This window comes from Acinetobacter shaoyimingii (genome assembly GCF_011578045.1).
In the GTDB taxonomy this organism is placed as follows: domain Bacteria; phylum Pseudomonadota; class Gammaproteobacteria; order Pseudomonadales; family Moraxellaceae; genus Acinetobacter; species Acinetobacter shaoyimingii.
The window spans coordinates 1,098,954-1,115,472 of sequence record NZ_CP049801.1 but is presented as its reverse complement, the minus strand read 5'-3'; the positions used below and the strand labels follow the sequence as shown (position 1 = coordinate 1,115,472).

The following is a 16,519-nucleotide window of genomic DNA, read 5'->3' as shown; positions in this document are numbered from 1 at the left end:
ATTCATATAAAAACAACCATCTAAGGCAAAAAGAGCGGCCTAAGCCGCTCTTTTTTTATTTACGTTTACGTTGGATCGCGTGAATCGCTCGACCATCCACTGCTAAAGCAGCTTCATGGACGACTTCAGAGAATGTTGGGTGACCGAAAGTCATCAATTGAAGATCTTCAACTGAAGATACAAACTCAAGAGCAATCATACCTTGGTGTACGATGTCAGATGCGTTTGGACCAATCACGTGCATACCTAAAAGACGATCTGTTTTTGCATCAGCAACAAACTTCACAAAACCAGCACCTTCACCCGCAGCCAAAGCACGACCATTTACAGCAAAACCGAATTGACCCGTTTTAACTTCGTGACCTTTCTCTTTTGCTTGTTCTTCTGTCAAACCTACCCACGCCGCTTCTGGGTGTGTGTAAATCACAGAAATGATCGTGTCGTAGTTCACTTGTGCAGCATGACCGTGAATACGCTCAACTGCCATTACGCCTTCTTCCATTGCTTTATGTGCAAGCATTGGACCACGTACTAAGTCACCAATTGCATATACACCTTCAACAGAAGTTGCACACCAATCGTTTACTTCAACTAAACCACGTTCTGTCAATTTAATGCCTGAGTCATCAGCCAATAAACCTTCAGCATAAGCACGACGACCTACGCAAACGATCAATTTATCGAAAGTTTGAGATTTTTCTTCGCCAGCTTCAGTGTACTTAACTGTTACTTCACGACCGTTGATTTCAGTACCAGCAACTTTAGCACCAATACGGATATCAAGACCTTGTTTAGTCAACAATTTTTGGTATTCTTTTGCCAAAGCTTTATCAGCCATTGGTAAGAATGCATCCATTGCTTCAAATACAACAACTTCTGCACCCAAACGACGCCAAACTGAACCAAGCTCTAAACCGATTACACCTGCACCAATCACACCTAGACGTTTAGGCACTTCTTGGAATTCAAGCGCACCTGTTGAATCAACGATAAGATCTTGATCTACAGGCGCAACAGGAATATTTACAGGAACAGAACCAGATGCAAGAATCACATACTTAGGTTCTAAAACTTGAGTTTCACCCTCATGTGGTACGAACTCAACTTTTTTACCTGCAAGTAATTTACCTGTACCTTGCAACCATTCGATGCCATTACCTTTCAGTAATTGAGCAATACCACCAGTCAATTGATCTACAACTTTGTCTTTACGAGCAAGAAGTTTAGAAAGATCGAATTTTACTTCACCAGTAGTAATACCATGATCTTCTAAGTGATGAACTGTATCTTCATAACGGTGAGAAGAGTCAAGTAATGCTTTAGACGGAATACAACCCACGTTTAAGCAAGTACCACCTAAAGATGGTTTGCCTTTGTGAATACGTTTTTCGATACAAGCAACTTTGAAACCAAGTTGAGCCGCACGAATCGCAGCTTCATAACCACCTGGTCCACCACCAATCACAACAAGATCAAACTGTTGAGACATGTCTATCTCCAAGTGTAGGTTTAAAGGATCACTCTAAACCTACTTTGTTATATGTGTAAACGAAGAATTAAAGATCAAGAATCAATTTAGCAGGTTCTTCTAACAATTCTTTGATTGTTACAAGGAAACCTACAGCTTCTTTACCATCGATTAAACGGTGGTCATAAGAAAGCGCTAAATACATCATTGGTAAAATTTCAACTTGACCATTTACTGCCATAGGACGCTCTTGGATTTTGTGCATACCCAAGATTGCAGTTTGTGGTGTATTCAAAATTGGAGTAGAAAGCAACGAACCGAAAGTACCACCATTAGTAATCGTGAATGTACCACCAGTCATGTCTTCGATACCCAATTTACCGTCACGTGCTTTACCAGCATATGCACGGATACCGTTTTCAACTTCAGCGTAGTTCATGCGATCAGTATCACGTAGAACTGGTACAACTAGACCACGGTCGCTAGATACAGCAACACCGATGTCATAGTAACCGTGATAAACGATATCATCACCATCGATTGATGCATTTACAGCTGGGTAGCGTTTAAGTGCTTCAGTTGCAGCTTTAACGAAGAATGACATGAAGCCTAAACGTGCACCATGGCGTTTTTCAAATGCATCTTTGTATTGAGCACGCATGTCCATGATTGGTTTCATGTTGACTTCGTTGAATGTTGTCAACATTGCAGTTTCTTGAGTCGCAGCAAGTAAACGTTCAGCAACACGTTTACGAAGACGAGTCATAGGAACACGTTTTTCGATACGTTCACCAACAGCAACGCTTAATGGCGCAGCAGCAGGTGCAGCTGGTTTCGCTTGATGATTTGCAACATCTTCTTTGGTGATACGACCACCACGGCCAGTACCATCAACGTCAGACGCAGCAATACCAGACTCAGTTAGAGCTTTACGTACAGCAGGAGCTTGATCAGTTACAGCTTGAGCACGTTCAACAACAGGTGCAGCACCTGCTTGAGTAGCAGCTGCAGCTTGTTCAACTTTTTCTTCAGATTGAACTGCTTGAGTTTGAGCAGCGCCAGATACAGCACCTTCTTCAAACTGAGCAATCACTTCATTTGAAAGTACTGTATCGCCTTCCGCTTTAATGATTGAAGAAATTGTACCATCAGCAGGAGCAACAACTTCTAATACAACTTTATCAGTCTCGATATCACAGATTACTTCGTCACGTGATACAGCTTCACCTGGTTGTTTGTGCCAAGTTGCAATTGTTCCATCAGCAACTGACTCTGGGAATACCGGTGCTTTAATTTCGGTTGCCATTAGTGTGAATCTCCTGATTGTTCAGCTGCGATTGCAAGAGCATCATTAACGAGCTGAGCTTGTTGTTTTGCATGTAAGTAAGGTGAACCACAAGCCGGTGCAGCAGAAGCTTCACGACCTGCATAACTGATACGAACTTGTTTTCCAGATTTCATCACATCGTCATATAAACGAGGTGCGATGAATAACCAAGCACCTTGGTTCTTCGGTTCTTCTTGAGCCCAAACAAGTTCAGTAACATTTGGATACTGCGCAAGAACTTCCGCAAGACGTGCTTCTGGGTATGGATACAATTGTTCGATACGAACGATTGCAGTATTGTTCAATTCTTGTTCACGACGTTTTTCAAGTAAGTCGTAATAAACTTTACCACCACAAAGAACCAGACGTGTTACGTCAGCTTTGTTGATGTTGTCGATTTCATCGATCACAGTTTGGAATTGACCATTTGCAAGTTCTTCAAGCGTAGACGTTGCAAGTTTGTGACGAAGCAATGACTTCGGTGAAGTCACGATCAACGGCTTACGAATAGGACGAAGTGCTTGACGACGTAATGCATGGAAAATCTGCGCAGGTGTCGTCGGTGTAATCACTTGCATGTTGTCTTCAGCACATAGCTGTAAGAAACGTTCTAAACGTGCAGATGAATGCTCTGGACCTTGACCTTCAAAACCATGTGGTAGAAGCATAGTCAAACCACACACACGTTCCCATTTGGTTTCACCAGAAGCGATGAATTGGTCAATCACGACTTGTGCACAGTTAGCGAAGTCACCGAACTGAGCTTCCCAAATCACAAGGCTCTTAGGAAGCGTTGTTGCATAACCATATTCGAACGCAAGAACCGCCATTTCTGACAACAATGAGTCATAAATTGCAGTACGTGGTTGGTTTTCTTTGATATGGCAAAGTGGGATGTATGTAGAACCATCAACTTGGTTATGAAGTTTCGCATGACGATGTGAGAATGTACCACGACCTACGTCTTCACCTGTTAAACGAACAAGGAAGCCTTCATCAAGGATTGTTGCATACGCTAAAGTTTCTGCAGCACCCCAGTTGAGTGGCATTTCACCTGTTTGCATTTTCAAACGGTCATCGATCACTTTCGATACTTGACGTTGCATTACGAAGCCTTCAGGAAGCTCACGCATTTTACGACCAAGTTCTTTTAAACGCTCGATTGGGAAAGAAGTATCCCATTTGTCTGTGTATTCATGACCCAAGTATGGTGTCCAATCCACAAACATTTTTTTGTTTGGCTCTAATACCAATGCATTTGCAACGTGGTTGCCTGCTTCTAAATCTGCACGGTATTGTTCAACCATTGCATCAGCAGAGGCACGATCTAACACACCTTGTTGAACCAATTGGTCTGCGTAAAGCGTACGTGTTGTCGCTTTTTTGCTAATCACTTGATACATCAATGGTTGAGTTGCTGCTGGCTCATCCGCTTCGTTGTGACCACGACGACGGTAGCAGAACATATCAATCACAACATCTTTACGGAATGTGTGACGGAAATCGTGTGCCAATTGAGAAACGAACAATACAGCTTCAGGATCATCACCGTTTACATGGAAGATCGGTGCTTGGATCATTTTTGCGATGTCAGTACAGTATTCTGTAGAACGCGCATCACGTGGATCAGAAGTTGTGAAGCCGACTTGGTTGTTCACAACAATATGAACCGTACCACCTACTGTATAACCACGAGTTTGTGACATTTGGAAGGTTTCTTGGTTCACACCTTGACCTGCAAATGCTGCATCACCGTGTACAATGATTGGTAATACGTCATCACCACCAATGTCTTTACGACGCACTTGACGTGCACGTACAGAACCTTCAACAACAGGCCCTACAATTTCTAAATGCGATGGGTTAAATGCCAATGCCAAGTGTACTTCACCACCTGGAGTCATCACATTTGAAGAGTAACCTTGATGGTATTTAACATCACCTGAACCTTTTTTGTTCAGTGCCTTACCTTCAAACTCACCGAAAAGGTCAGCTGGGTTTTTACCCATGATGTTTACAAGAAGGTTTAGACGGCCACGGTGTGGCATACCAATAACCACTTCTTTACAGCCAACAGAACCTGCACGTTGAATAAGTTCATTCACCATTGGAATGAATGATTCACCACCTTCCACACCGAAACGTTTAGCACCTACGTATTTGTTACCAAGGAATTTTTCAAGACCTTCAGCAGCAGTTAAACGCTCTAAAACATGTTTCTTTTGTTCAGCAGTAAATCCAAACTGACCGTGTGTACCTTCCAAACGTTGTTGAATCCAACGCTTTTCTTTGGTATCGACGATGTGCATGTATTCAACACCAATAGAAGAACAATATGTTGCTTCCATGGCATTAACCATTTCACCTAAAGTTGCTTGTGTCTTACCAATCGCCAAGTTACCTGCATTGAATACAGTATCAAGATCAGATTTAGTTAAACCATGAGCAGCTAGATCAAGATCAGGCACATCTTCGCGTTTTGCCAAACCTAATGGATCTAATTTTGCTTTTTGATGACCACGGTTACGGTAAGCTGCAATCAGTTGTAAAACGCCAATTTGACGTTGTTCATGTTCAGGGCTAACTGAACTTTGAACGACAGGCTGAATACGATTTGAATTACGACCTAATAAAAGGAATTGCTCACGTACATTACTGTGTGGTTGATCACCTTTCGGGAATTTGTTGAAGTATTCTTGCCAGTCGGAGCCAACAGACTCTGGAGACGTTAAATACTGCTCATACAGTTCTTCAATATACGCTGCACTGTCAGCGGAAAGTTCAGTGTCAAGACGCGAAGCGTCAGCAACTTCTTGCATTTGTGGACCCATTTCCTATTGCAAAACATTACAGGGAGCTTGTTAAGCTCGCCCATGATTGATAATGCCAAATCGGTAAATTGACATACACCCATCCACCACGAATGGCCATGGGGCGTTTATAGCATTAGCTTTTCTCTAATACCAACAACGAATCATAACGCCTTCTCTGGCATCATCACTCATTCTTATACTCGACCGAAATCGAGCAATTTTTTTGCAAATTGACTTAGAAAAACCAAAGTAAAATTTACCTTTTCTAAAACAACTTGATGCAAAATCATACTGTACAATTTTAGACCTTAACACAGCGCCAAAGTGTTGAAAAAATGTACATAATCTCATTATTTTTTCCTAAATAATGTTCTTGTAAATGCTAACATGAACAGATTTACGAATTGATTTTATTGACACATACCTCACATAAATTAGCTAAATACACCTACTCAATTTTAACTTAATATCTGTTCCTAAAACTTAATTTAAACCGTTTTACGACCAAAGTCTAAGGCGATTAAAATTGATATCAGAAAAACCAGCAGTTCATGCGAGTTTAGAAATCTAATCTAAGATCTCTAATGTTATATAATAACACCACTAACCCTTAATAAAAGTTAGATTGTTGACCAAAAAAATAAACATTTATCTAAAATTAAGATGAACAACCTAATTTTTCACCATGCCTCATGCCACACACTCAGAATGTAGAGAGCAAAAAAAACACACCCGAAGGTGTGTTTTTTTGAGTTAATCGAAATTAACCTGCTTGATCAAACATCATGCTACGGATATGACCGATCGCTTTTGTAGGATTCAAACCTTTAGGACAAACCGATACACAGTTCATGATCCCTTTACAACGGAAAAGTGAGAATGGATCGTCAAGACGAGCCAAACGCTCTTGAGTTGCTGTATCACGCGAATCAATAATGAAACGGTATGCATTCAACAATGCTGAAGGACCCAAGAACTTGTCTGGGTTCCACCAGAATGATGGGCATGAAGTTGAACAACATGCACAAAGAATACATTCATACAAACCGTTTAAGTGTTCACGCTCTTCAGGAGATTGCAAACGCTCTTTTGGTGGCGCTGGTTGATTGTTGATTAGGAATGGATGAATTTTGTCATACTGATCGTAGAACTGATTCATATCCACAACTAAATCTTTAATCACTGGCAAGCCAGGTAAAGGACGAATTGTGATTGTTTCTGGTAGATCGTTTAGGTTCCAAAGACACGCTAAACCATTTTTACCATTGATGTTGACACCATCAGAACCACAAATACCTTCACGACAAGAACGACGGAACGTTAAAGATTCGTCTTGAACTTTTAATGCCAAAAGTGCATCAAGCAACATACGGTGCTTATCAGTCAACTCAAGCTTAAAAGTCTGCATGTACGGTGCTTTATCCTTATCAGGATCGTAGCGGTAGATATTAAATGTACGAGTACCTCTACTCATCTTACTTCTCCCAATTAGAATGTACGTGGTTTAGGTGGAATAGCGTCTACAGACAATGGTTTGTAACGCACAGGCTTGTACTCAAGATGGTTATCTGTAGAGAACCACAAAGTATGCTTCATCCACTCATCATCACGACGACCGTAAGGGTAAGATGGGTGATCTGGCGGCAACTCAAAGTCTACAACCGTATGTGCACCACGACATTCTTTACGTGCAGCAGCAGAAATCAACGTTGCTTTAGCAACCTCGTATAAGTTTTCCACTTCTAAAGCTTCAATACGCGCAGTGTTAAATACTTTAGATTTATCTTTCAAATGGATATTACGAATACGTGGTTCAAGCGCAAGAATTTCTTTTACGCCCTTTTCAAGCAACTCTGATGTACGGAATACACCAGCATGATCTTGAACGATATCACGAATTGCATCAGCAACTTCTTGTGCATTTTCACCAGAAGTCGATTCGTCCAATTTACGAATACGCGCAAATGTTTTTTCAAGCACAGTTGTAGGCAATGGAGAATATTCATCACCGTGATGTTTAGTCACGTAATCGATGATGTGTTCACCAGCAGCTTTACCAAATACAACCAAGTCAAGCAATGAGTTTGTACCTAAACGGTTTGCACCATGTACAGATACACACGAACATTCACCAATCGCATAGAAACCTTTCACTGGTTTAGTGAAATTACGACCTTCTTGGTTTATTGAATACACATCAGTGTCTTTATTGTAATTTGCTTCAAGCGCTTCAGTTTCGCGACTTTCAGGAACAACAACTTGACCATGAATATTCGTTGGAATACCACCCATTTGATAATGGATTGTTGGTACAACAGGAATTGGCTCTTTTGTGATATCAACGTTCGCGAATTTCTTACCAATCTCAAATACAGATGGAAGACGTTTCATGATCGTATCTGCACCCAAGTGCGTCATATCAAGCAAGATGTAATCTTTCTTAGGACCACAACCACGACCTTCTTTAATTTCTTGGTCCATAGAACGTGATACGAAGTCACGAGGAGCCAAATCTTTTAAAGTTGGTGCATAGCGTTCCATGAATGGCTCACCAGCATCGTTACGAAGGATTGCACCCTCACCACGACAACCTTCTGTCAACAATACGCCTGCGCCCGCAACACCTGTAGGGTGGAACTGCCAGAATTCCATATCTTGTAATGGAATACCCGCACGAGCTGCCATACCAAGACCGTCACCAGTGTTGATATATGCGTTAGTTGATGCACGATACACACGACCTGCACCACCAGTTGCGAACAATGTTGCTTTCGCTTGGAACACTGCAATTTTACCTGTTTCTTGGTCAATTGCTGTAACACCAAGTACATCGCCTGCTTCATTACGGATTAAGTCAAGTGCAATCCATTCTACGAAGAATTGAGTACCCATTTTCACGTTGCTTTGATAAAGCGTATGAAGAAGCGCGTGACCAGTACGGTCAGCTGCAGCACATGCACGTGGAACTGCTTTTTCACCATAGTTCGCAGAGTGACCACCAAACGGACGTTGGTAAATTGTACCATCAGCGTTACGGTCAAATGGCATACCTAAGTGTTCAAGCTCATACACAACTTGTGGCGCTTCACGCGTCATAAATTCAATTGCGTCTTGGTCACCTAACCAGTCAGAACCTTTCACTGTGTCGTAGAAATGGTAGTGCCAGTTATCTTCTTGCATATTACCTAACGACGCACCAATACCACCCTGTGCTGCCACAGTGTGTGAACGTGTTGGGAATACTTTAGTCAAAACAGCTACTTTCAAACCAGCTTGAGCAAGTTGGTAAGACGCACGCATACCAGAACCACCACCACCAACGATAACAGCATCGAAAGTTTCATGTGGAATATTAGTGTAATCTTCTTTAGGGGTTATAGCGCCCATGATATTTTCCTATCAATTTGCCCAAAAAATCTGGATTGCCCAGATTGCGTATGCAAATACAGCAATAATGACTGCTGAAGTCAGCACAAGGCGTAGACCTGAAGCTGAAGGACCCATCTGACGAGTAGTCACATAGTCAGTGAATACTTGCCACATACCGATCCAAGCGTGTGCAACAAGTGATAAGACCGCCAACAAAGATAAAATCTTCATTGGTAATGTCATCATAAAGCCGAACCACTGTTCATAGTTGAATCCGCCATTGCAAAGAATCCAACCGAAGACAACAACTGTATAAACTGCTAATACGACAGCGCTTACACGTTGGATAAACCAATCGCGAGAACCTGAACCCGTTAAACCTGTAGCACTTTTCATTAGAGAACAATCCATACAAATGCTGCAATGATACCAATCGCAGACAAGATTAATGAAATTGTAGCTGCAAGACGACCACTCTCTAACTCTTCAGCAAAGCCCATATCAGCAAGTAAATGCTTAACACCAGCGATGAAGTGGAAGATGAGGCCGGCTACAAATACCCATACGATAAAACGTACAATGAAGCCACCAAAGATTGCCTGAACCTCAGCAAATCCCTCTGGCGAAGACAATGATTTGTCTAAGAGCCACAATAGAACCGGTACGAGTAAAAATACGATGACACCAGAAAGACGGTGTAGAATTGATGCAATTGCCACAGGGGATTTTAAGTTTACATCTAAAACTTGACCCATGGACAAATTGACAGGTCTGTTGCTTTTCACAGCGGGCATCCTGTAAGTAAAAACTCCATCCGGAGTTTGTTGGAATTAATTCGAAGGAAAGCTGGCATTGTCAGGCAAGCAATCGCCTGAACCTATAAATGACATCGAAATTATAAAACGTCAACTATGAAATTACAAACAGGTGGATTTTTACAAAAGCGTAAAAAGCACTTAAATAAGAATCATTTACATTTAAAGTGATATTTTAACCTCTAAATAAAACCCATTTTCTTAAACTAAACCTATATTTTTCAATAATAATTTCATTCATTCAGACATAGAAAAAATGTTTGTTTGTTTTTTTAATCTTCATAGACTAAAGCACAACTTAGCAGTCATGAATTTAAACAGCGCTTGGATAATTTGGAAGTTCACCGCAAAGCCAGTAATAACGGTGCTTTATCAATCAACAACACCCCCTTTTATTTATTTTCAAAATATTGACATTGCCAAAAATGATTTGACTTAATACATATTTAAGAGAAATAACAACTTAGTTTGTGAATAATTGATGTTTTAATTATATTTTTTATTTTAAATGTCTGTTTTTTGATCTATTGATTTTATTTTTTCACACAAAATGATCATTTTTAGCACAAACAAACTTAAAAATAAGTTATTTTTTAACCAATCAATCAGCAAAATGCAAAGAAATATTTCAAGATCATTTTTGCTTAAAAAACAACCTATTTTAACGCTCTAATAATTGTAAAACCAAGGAATTTTCCATCCAAATTGGTCGGAATAAAATCTAAAACGATATCAATATCTTCAAATTGAACGAAATAAAATGCATAAATGACATACAGCGACTATTTTTTATACTGCAACTTTGCATAAAATTACCTTATGATACTGCGGCAACAGTGAAACATACTTCGCCCTTAGTTGAGTTCTCTCACTCTTTTTGGCAAGTGAATTTGTTATTTGTATCCATAAGTATAATTGACAATTTTTTGTTACTCACTAAGCTTAATGCAAATTTTGATCCGTCTAACTCGATCACTACACAGATCTATATCGACGTTAGATAAAACATTCACCAGGACAGGAGATCTATTGAATGTCTGAAGCAACTGGCAAAAAAGCCGTTTTACAACTTGATGGCAAAGAAATTGAATTACCAATCTACAGTGGTACATTGGGCCCAGATGTAATTGACGTTAAAGATGTGTTGGCCGCTGGTCACTTCACTTTTGATCCTGGTTTTGTCTCGACTGCAGCGTGCGAGTCAAAAATCACTTTCATTGATGGCGGTAAAGGTGTTCTTTTACACCGTGGTTACCCAATTGACCAACTTGCAACGAAAGCAGACTACTTAGAAACTTGCTATTTATTATTAAATGGCGACCTTCCAACTGCTGAGCAAAAGAAAGAATTTGATGCGAAAGTACGTAACCACACTATGGTTCACGACCAAGTAAGCCGCTTCTTCAACGGTTTCCGTCGTGATGCACATCCTATGGCAGTGATGTGTGGTGTTGTTGGTGCGCTTTCTGCGTTCTATCACAACGGTTTTGATGCTGAAAATGTTGACCACCGTGAAATCACTGCAATTCGCTTAATCGCTAAAGTACCAACTTTAGCTGCTTGGACGTATAAGTACACAATCGGTCAACCGTTTGTTTACCCACGTAATGACTTAAGCTATGCAGAAAACTTCTTGTACATGATGTTTGCTACTCCAGCTGACCGTGACTACAAAGTTGACCCAATTCTTGCTAAAGCAATGGACCGTATCTTTACGCTTCATGCTGACCACGAACAAAACGCTTCTACATCTACAGTACGTTTAGCTGGCTCTACTGGCGCGAACCCATATGCATGTATCGCTGCGGGTATTGCTGCACTTTGGGGACCTGCTCACGGTGGCGCAAACGAAGCTGTTCTTAAAATGCTTGACGAAATCGGCACTGTAGAAAACGTTGCTGGCTTCATGGAAAAAGTGAAAACTAAAGAAGTTAAACTCATGGGCTTCGGTCACCGTGTTTACAAAAACTTCGATCCACGTGCGAAAGTAATGAAAGAGACTTGCGACGAAGTGTTAAGTGCACTTGGTATCAATGATCCTCAACTTGCACTTGCAATGGAACTTGAACGCATTGCGTTGTCTGACGAATACTTCGTTAAACGTAACCTTTACCCGAACGTTGACTTCTACTCAGGTATCATCCTTAAAGCGATTGGTATCCCAACAGAAATGTTCACTGTAATCTTCGCTCTTGCTCGTACTGTTGGTTGGATCAGCCACTGGATCGAAATGCACAGCGCTCCTTACAAAATCGGTCGTCCTCGTCAGCTTTACACTGGCGAAACTCAACGCGATATCCAAGGTCGTTAATTCATTTCGAATTAAAAACCAAAAAAAGCCACCCTTCTGGGTGGTTTTTTTATTCCGTCTAACAAAAATTACAGACCAGCTGAACAATAGAATTTATGATAAGTATTAATTAAAAATAATTTAATCCAATATGTTTTTGACTGTAAAAAAATTTGTGACTCCTCCCAGAGGCATGAATTACAACTTTAGCGAACCCAAAGGTAGCCCTGCACTTACTCCACATCATGGAATCTCATGGAGAATTTTTTCCAACCCAGTATCTTTATATATTGGTGGCATTACAGCAGTTTTATTAGAACTTACTGAACCTTCAGTTGCTTCTGGTGTTTGGAATCATAGTAATTTTAAGACAGATACTTTTGGTCGCTTACATCGTACTGGTTATGCAGCCATGGTCACGGTTTATGCGCCTAAAGAAATTGCTGAGCAAATGATTGCACGTGTCGTCAAAATGCATGATCAAGTTCAAGGGATTAATTTTTTAGGGCAAGCCTATCGTGCTAATGATCCTGAACTACTCACTTGGGTTCAAGCTACAGCGCTATTTGGGTTTACAGAAGCTTATTCAGCGTTCGTCGAACCCTTAAGAAAAATTGAAAAAGATTTGGCTTTTATTGAGGGGCAAACCGCTGCTCAACTTTATGGCGCCAAAGACTTACCCTATTCGTGGAAAGAATGGGAGGAACTCTATGCGCAAACCCAACCCAGACTCACGGATAGTAAAATCTTGGCAGAATTTGTGCATATTATGCAAACAGCAGATATTTTACCGCGCCCTTTGAAATGGCTACAAATCCTGATGGTCAAAGCGGCAATTGAAATTGCGCCAGAATACGTAAAAACCATGCCTTCTCTTAAACACCTAAGACTAAGCTTTAAACAACGATTCTTTTTAAAATTGCTAGCTAAGTTAGGACATTGGTTTCCTCTTCCATATTTACCACCATCACAAGCTAAAAAACGAATGAAATAAATAAGCCTTGTATCCACAAGGCTTATTTCAATTAGCAATTAAACATATTCATAATCATCAAGGCTAAACGCTTTCAAACGGCGCTTTAACTCTTTTAATGACCAAGGCCATGCTGCGAAGTTTCGTCCATTTTGATCTAGATAATAACTTTTGCATCCGCCTGCATTAAAGACAGTAGTTTGAAGATGCTGTTGTACTCGCACATTATGAAATTTCAACACTTCAGGTCGAATTTCAATTCGTTTAATGCCCTGCTCCTTCAGCTTTCTCAAACCATCCACAATATAATTGATCTGCGCTTCAGCAATACCAATAAATGAGTCATACACCAGAATGTTCGGTCCTAAGACTAAAAATGCATTTGGAATGTCTTTGATACTCGCACCCAAGTAGGCTTCTGGTGAGCTATCTTTCCATAGTTCTGCTAATACTTGCCCTTTGGTATTTTTAATTTTTTTACCAATTGGAGGGTGTGCAACTTCAAATCCTGTTCCCCAAATAATGACGTCAACTTCATGTCGATCACCATTGGCTGAGATCACCGTATTTCCATCGAGCTCAACCAAACCGTGTGGAATCAAATGCGTATTCTCCGCTTGTAAAGCAGGATAATAATTATTGGCAAACAATAATCGCTTACAACCAATAGAAAAATTCGGCGTGACATCTTTACGCAATTGTTCATCTTTGATTTGTAAATTGAGTAGTTTTTTACCTAGAAAATTAACGGGTTCTAAAAAACCTGGATTACGTAGACCTAAATTAATCAAATTAAGTGATTGTGAAACCGCACCACGCCACGTTTGCTGAATCTTTGGAAAACGCTCAATGAAGGATTGTAATGAATTCCCTAGATCCATATCTGGTTTTGGTAACACCCAAGGCGCTGTGCGTTGAAAAACGTAGAGTTCTTTTGCCAAAGGCTGAATTTGAGGAACAAATTGGATTGCAGAAGCGCCTGTTCCAATCACAGCGATACGTTTGCCACGTAAATCATAATCATGATTCCAACGAGCGGAGTGAAACATTTCACCTTTAAAGCTTTCAATCCCTTTAACTTTTGGCATTTGAGGTTCAGTAATTGGCCCCGTGGTAAAAATTACGGTCTTTGCACGCATGTGCCCTTTCGATGTTTCAAGCTCCCAAAGATTTTCCTTTTCATTCCAAACTGCCTCATCCATTGAAGTGTCAAATTGGATTTTTTTATACAAATCGAATTTTTGAGCAACGTCTTTTAAGTAATCTAAAATTTCAGGTTGGCGCGCGAACAAATGACTCCACTTTGAACTTGGAGAAAATGAAAATGAATATAATGCAGAAGGCACATCACACCCACAGCCTGGATAGGTGTTGTCACGCCAAGTTCCACCCACCTCATTGGCCTTTTCAATCACAATATAATTGTCATAGTGAATTTCATTGAGTTTAACTGCTGCCGCAATACCCGAAATTCCTGCGCCTACCACTATCGTGTCATACAATTTGATTTTTTGCTTCGCTTTAGAACTCAACTGAATATCATCTTGTAATTTTGCTTTGCTATTCACGTTTAAGCTCCTTTTTGTTTTATATATTTATTGAATAATGGATAACCCACACCTAACATTTTTGCGTATAAAACAGGTGATATACGCTTCATGAGCCAGAATAATTTCGCATCGGGTTGCGGAATGGTATATAGCTTTCCTGCATCCAAATTATTTAAAGTTTTAATGGCTACATCATCGCTTGTCACAAAGGCATGGTTCATCAGCAAATCGTCCGCCAAACCAGAATATTGCTTAGGCAAACGACCATTTTTCATAATGTTGGTTGGAACTAACGTTGGACAAAGCACATTAACTCGGATATTAGCGCTATACAGTTCAGCGGATAATGTTTCTGACAATGCTAAAACGCTTGATTTAGTGACGTTATATGCTGTCATTTCGGGTGCGGCGGTATAGCCTGCAGCCGAAGCCACATTAATAATTGCACCATAACCTTGTTGCTTAAATTTAGGCACGAAGTAATGGCAACCATGAATCACGCCCCATAAATTGACATGCATACACCATTGCCAATCCTCTAAACTGACTTCATCAAATTTACCTCCCAGTCCAACCCCTGCATTATTAATGAGCAGCGTGACAGGATGCTTCAAAAGTTCAGCTGATTTTTCAGCCAATGCTTGCACATCTTCTTTGTTTCCAACATCACATTGAATCGCAAATGCAACTGGTCCAAATTGTTTTTGGATCAAATCAACTGTTTCTTGTGCTGCATTTAAGTTGATATCAGCACAGATTACCGATCCACCACGTTCAGCCAATTGCATTGCGAAGCTGCGTCCAATCCCACTACCCGCGCCTGTTACAACAGCATAGGCTTTTTGGCTAGGCTGGATTTTCTTTTTAAATAATCCCATGTGTTCTTTCCATTAAAATTTTTATCGTTATCATCAAAACCATGCAAAAATTTTATGCTTTTAAAGCAGGTGTAAACTCTTTGGTGAAGTAAGGTGTCAAAATTCCATCGACTGGATTGAGTAGACGTTCTTTGTAATATTCAAGGAAGATTGAAGTGTCATGATCATTGGGGTGAAAACTTGGACGCAAGTAATCAAAAATATGACCAATTGAGCTACCGTAAACGCCATTTTTCAAACCAAAAATCAGTCCAACACTGCGTACCATATCTTTATAATAAGTCAGACTAATCAAATTTGATGGTTTACGATAAAAAGGTACGATCAACGAAGCAGCTGAAATTAATCCTAAAATCGTAATCAATGCTGGGAAGAAACCTGCGATTCTAAGTGCGTAATTATTGGATAAGCTTTGGAACACATCATAGGCGATATCTTTATGCTCAGATTCTTCAAGCATGTGCCACATCCAAATTGCACGTTGTTTTTCATCTTGAGATTTAAAGAAAATCTCTTCGTGATTCATCATGTATTCAGCGAGCACTGCAGTGAAATGTTCAATCCCAGCCATGAGTGATAATTTCATTGGCTGTGGTAAGCGGTTAAAACCATATTCAAAGACATGATGCGCCAGAAAGCGGAATAATTTCACAGGCAAATCTGCTTGTAAAAATGCATCATTTAACTCTTCATGTAATTTAGAATGTAACGCCTCTTGCCCAATTAAAGACGTGACGCGTTGTTTAAGTAATGGATCATCAATAAAATCTCGATGATAGCGTGCTGTATCAATCACTAAATCTTCACCATAGGTCAAGAAAATTGAAAGTGATGCAAAATATGCACTGGCCAATTCGGCATTTAAATAAAATTTTGGATCGATCTGTTTTGGATCAAAATCAAATTTCATATGACGAATGGGAATACTTTTTGACTGTTTTTCTGGATCAAAAAATGGTGCAGATAATAATCTCGATACGGTCTTTTTAATCGGCTGTGTGAGTAACATGGCGAATTCTCTTTTTGTCTTTATCAT

General features: G+C 40.1%; 12 protein-coding genes. 2 read left to right on the top strand and 10 right to left on the bottom strand.

Going from position 1 to position 16,519, the window contains the following annotated elements:
- Positions 1–55 precede the first annotated feature (55 nt).
- From lpdA to sdhC, 7 genes are all read right to left on the bottom strand, one after another.
- Positions 56–1,489 (bottom strand): dihydrolipoyl dehydrogenase, encoded by a 1,434-nt coding sequence (gene lpdA / locus G8E00_RS05065; protein ID WP_166011776.1) that lies wholly within the window; start codon positions 1,487–1,489, stop codon positions 56–58.
- Positions 1,490–1,556: 67 nt separating this feature from the next.
- Entirely contained in the window at positions 1,557–2,774 is a 1,218-nt protein-coding gene (odhB, locus tag G8E00_RS05060; RefSeq protein WP_166011775.1) for a 2-oxoglutarate dehydrogenase complex dihydrolipoyllysine-residue succinyltransferase, read from the bottom strand.
- Complete coding sequence (locus G8E00_RS05055; protein WP_196782005.1) at positions 2,774–5,614, bottom strand: 2-oxoglutarate dehydrogenase E1 component; 2,841 nt, start codon at positions 5,612–5,614, stop codon at positions 2,774–2,776. Before G8E00_RS05055 ends, odhB begins: the two co-directional genes overlap by 1 nt.
- Positions 5,615–6,371: 757 nt before the next feature.
- On the bottom strand, positions 6,372–7,082 hold the full coding sequence (locus tag G8E00_RS05050; RefSeq protein WP_166011773.1) for a succinate dehydrogenase iron-sulfur subunit: 711 nt from the start codon (positions 7,080–7,082) through the stop codon (positions 6,372–6,374).
- A gap of 14 nt (positions 7,083–7,096) precedes the next feature.
- A complete protein-coding gene (locus G8E00_RS05045) occupies positions 7,097–8,995 on the bottom strand; it encodes an FAD-binding protein (protein ID WP_166222388.1) in 1,899 nt (632 codons plus the stop codon).
- A gap of 12 nt (positions 8,996–9,007) precedes the next feature.
- A complete protein-coding gene (gene sdhD, locus G8E00_RS05040; protein ID WP_166011771.1) occupies positions 9,008–9,373 on the bottom strand; it encodes a succinate dehydrogenase, hydrophobic membrane anchor protein in 366 nt (121 codons plus the stop codon).
- Entirely contained in the window at positions 9,373–9,771 is a 399-nt protein-coding gene (gene sdhC, locus G8E00_RS05035) for a succinate dehydrogenase, cytochrome b556 subunit (RefSeq protein ID WP_166011770.1), read from the bottom strand. Before sdhC ends, sdhD begins: the two co-directional genes overlap by 1 nt.
- Positions 9,772–10,825: 1,054 nt before the next feature.
- On the opposite strand from sdhC, the gene gltA reads away from it, so the two are divergent.
- Positions 10,826–12,103, top strand: coding sequence for a citrate synthase (gltA, locus tag G8E00_RS05030; protein WP_166011769.1), 1,278 nt, complete (start codon positions 10,826–10,828; stop codon positions 12,101–12,103).
- 154 nt (positions 12,104–12,257) lie between these two features.
- Complete coding sequence (locus G8E00_RS05025) at positions 12,258–13,076, top strand: oxygenase MpaB family protein (protein ID WP_166222386.1); 819 nt, start codon at positions 12,258–12,260, stop codon at positions 13,074–13,076.
- 38 nt (positions 13,077–13,114) lie between these two features.
- Here G8E00_RS05025 and G8E00_RS05020 read toward each other — a convergent pair whose 3' ends face one another.
- Genes G8E00_RS05020 through G8E00_RS05010 form a run of 3 tightly spaced genes read right to left on the bottom strand, consistent with a single transcriptional unit; the run spans position 13,115 to position 16,492 of the window.
- Complete coding sequence (locus tag G8E00_RS05020; RefSeq protein WP_166226432.1) at positions 13,115–14,593, bottom strand: flavin-containing monooxygenase; 1,479 nt, start codon at positions 14,591–14,593, stop codon at positions 13,115–13,117.
- Positions 14,594–14,625: 32 nt separating this feature from the next.
- The gene (locus tag G8E00_RS05015) at positions 14,626–15,483 is read right to left on the bottom strand and encodes an SDR family NAD(P)-dependent oxidoreductase (protein ID WP_166222384.1); all 858 of its coding nucleotides are present in this window, start codon (positions 15,481–15,483) and stop codon (positions 14,626–14,628) included.
- 52 nt (positions 15,484–15,535) lie between these two features.
- Positions 15,536–16,492: a metal-dependent hydrolase gene (locus tag G8E00_RS05010; RefSeq protein ID WP_166011765.1), complete on the bottom strand. Its 957-nt coding sequence runs from the start codon at positions 16,490–16,492 to the stop codon at positions 15,536–15,538.
- Between the last annotated feature and the right edge of the window lie 27 nt (positions 16,493–16,519).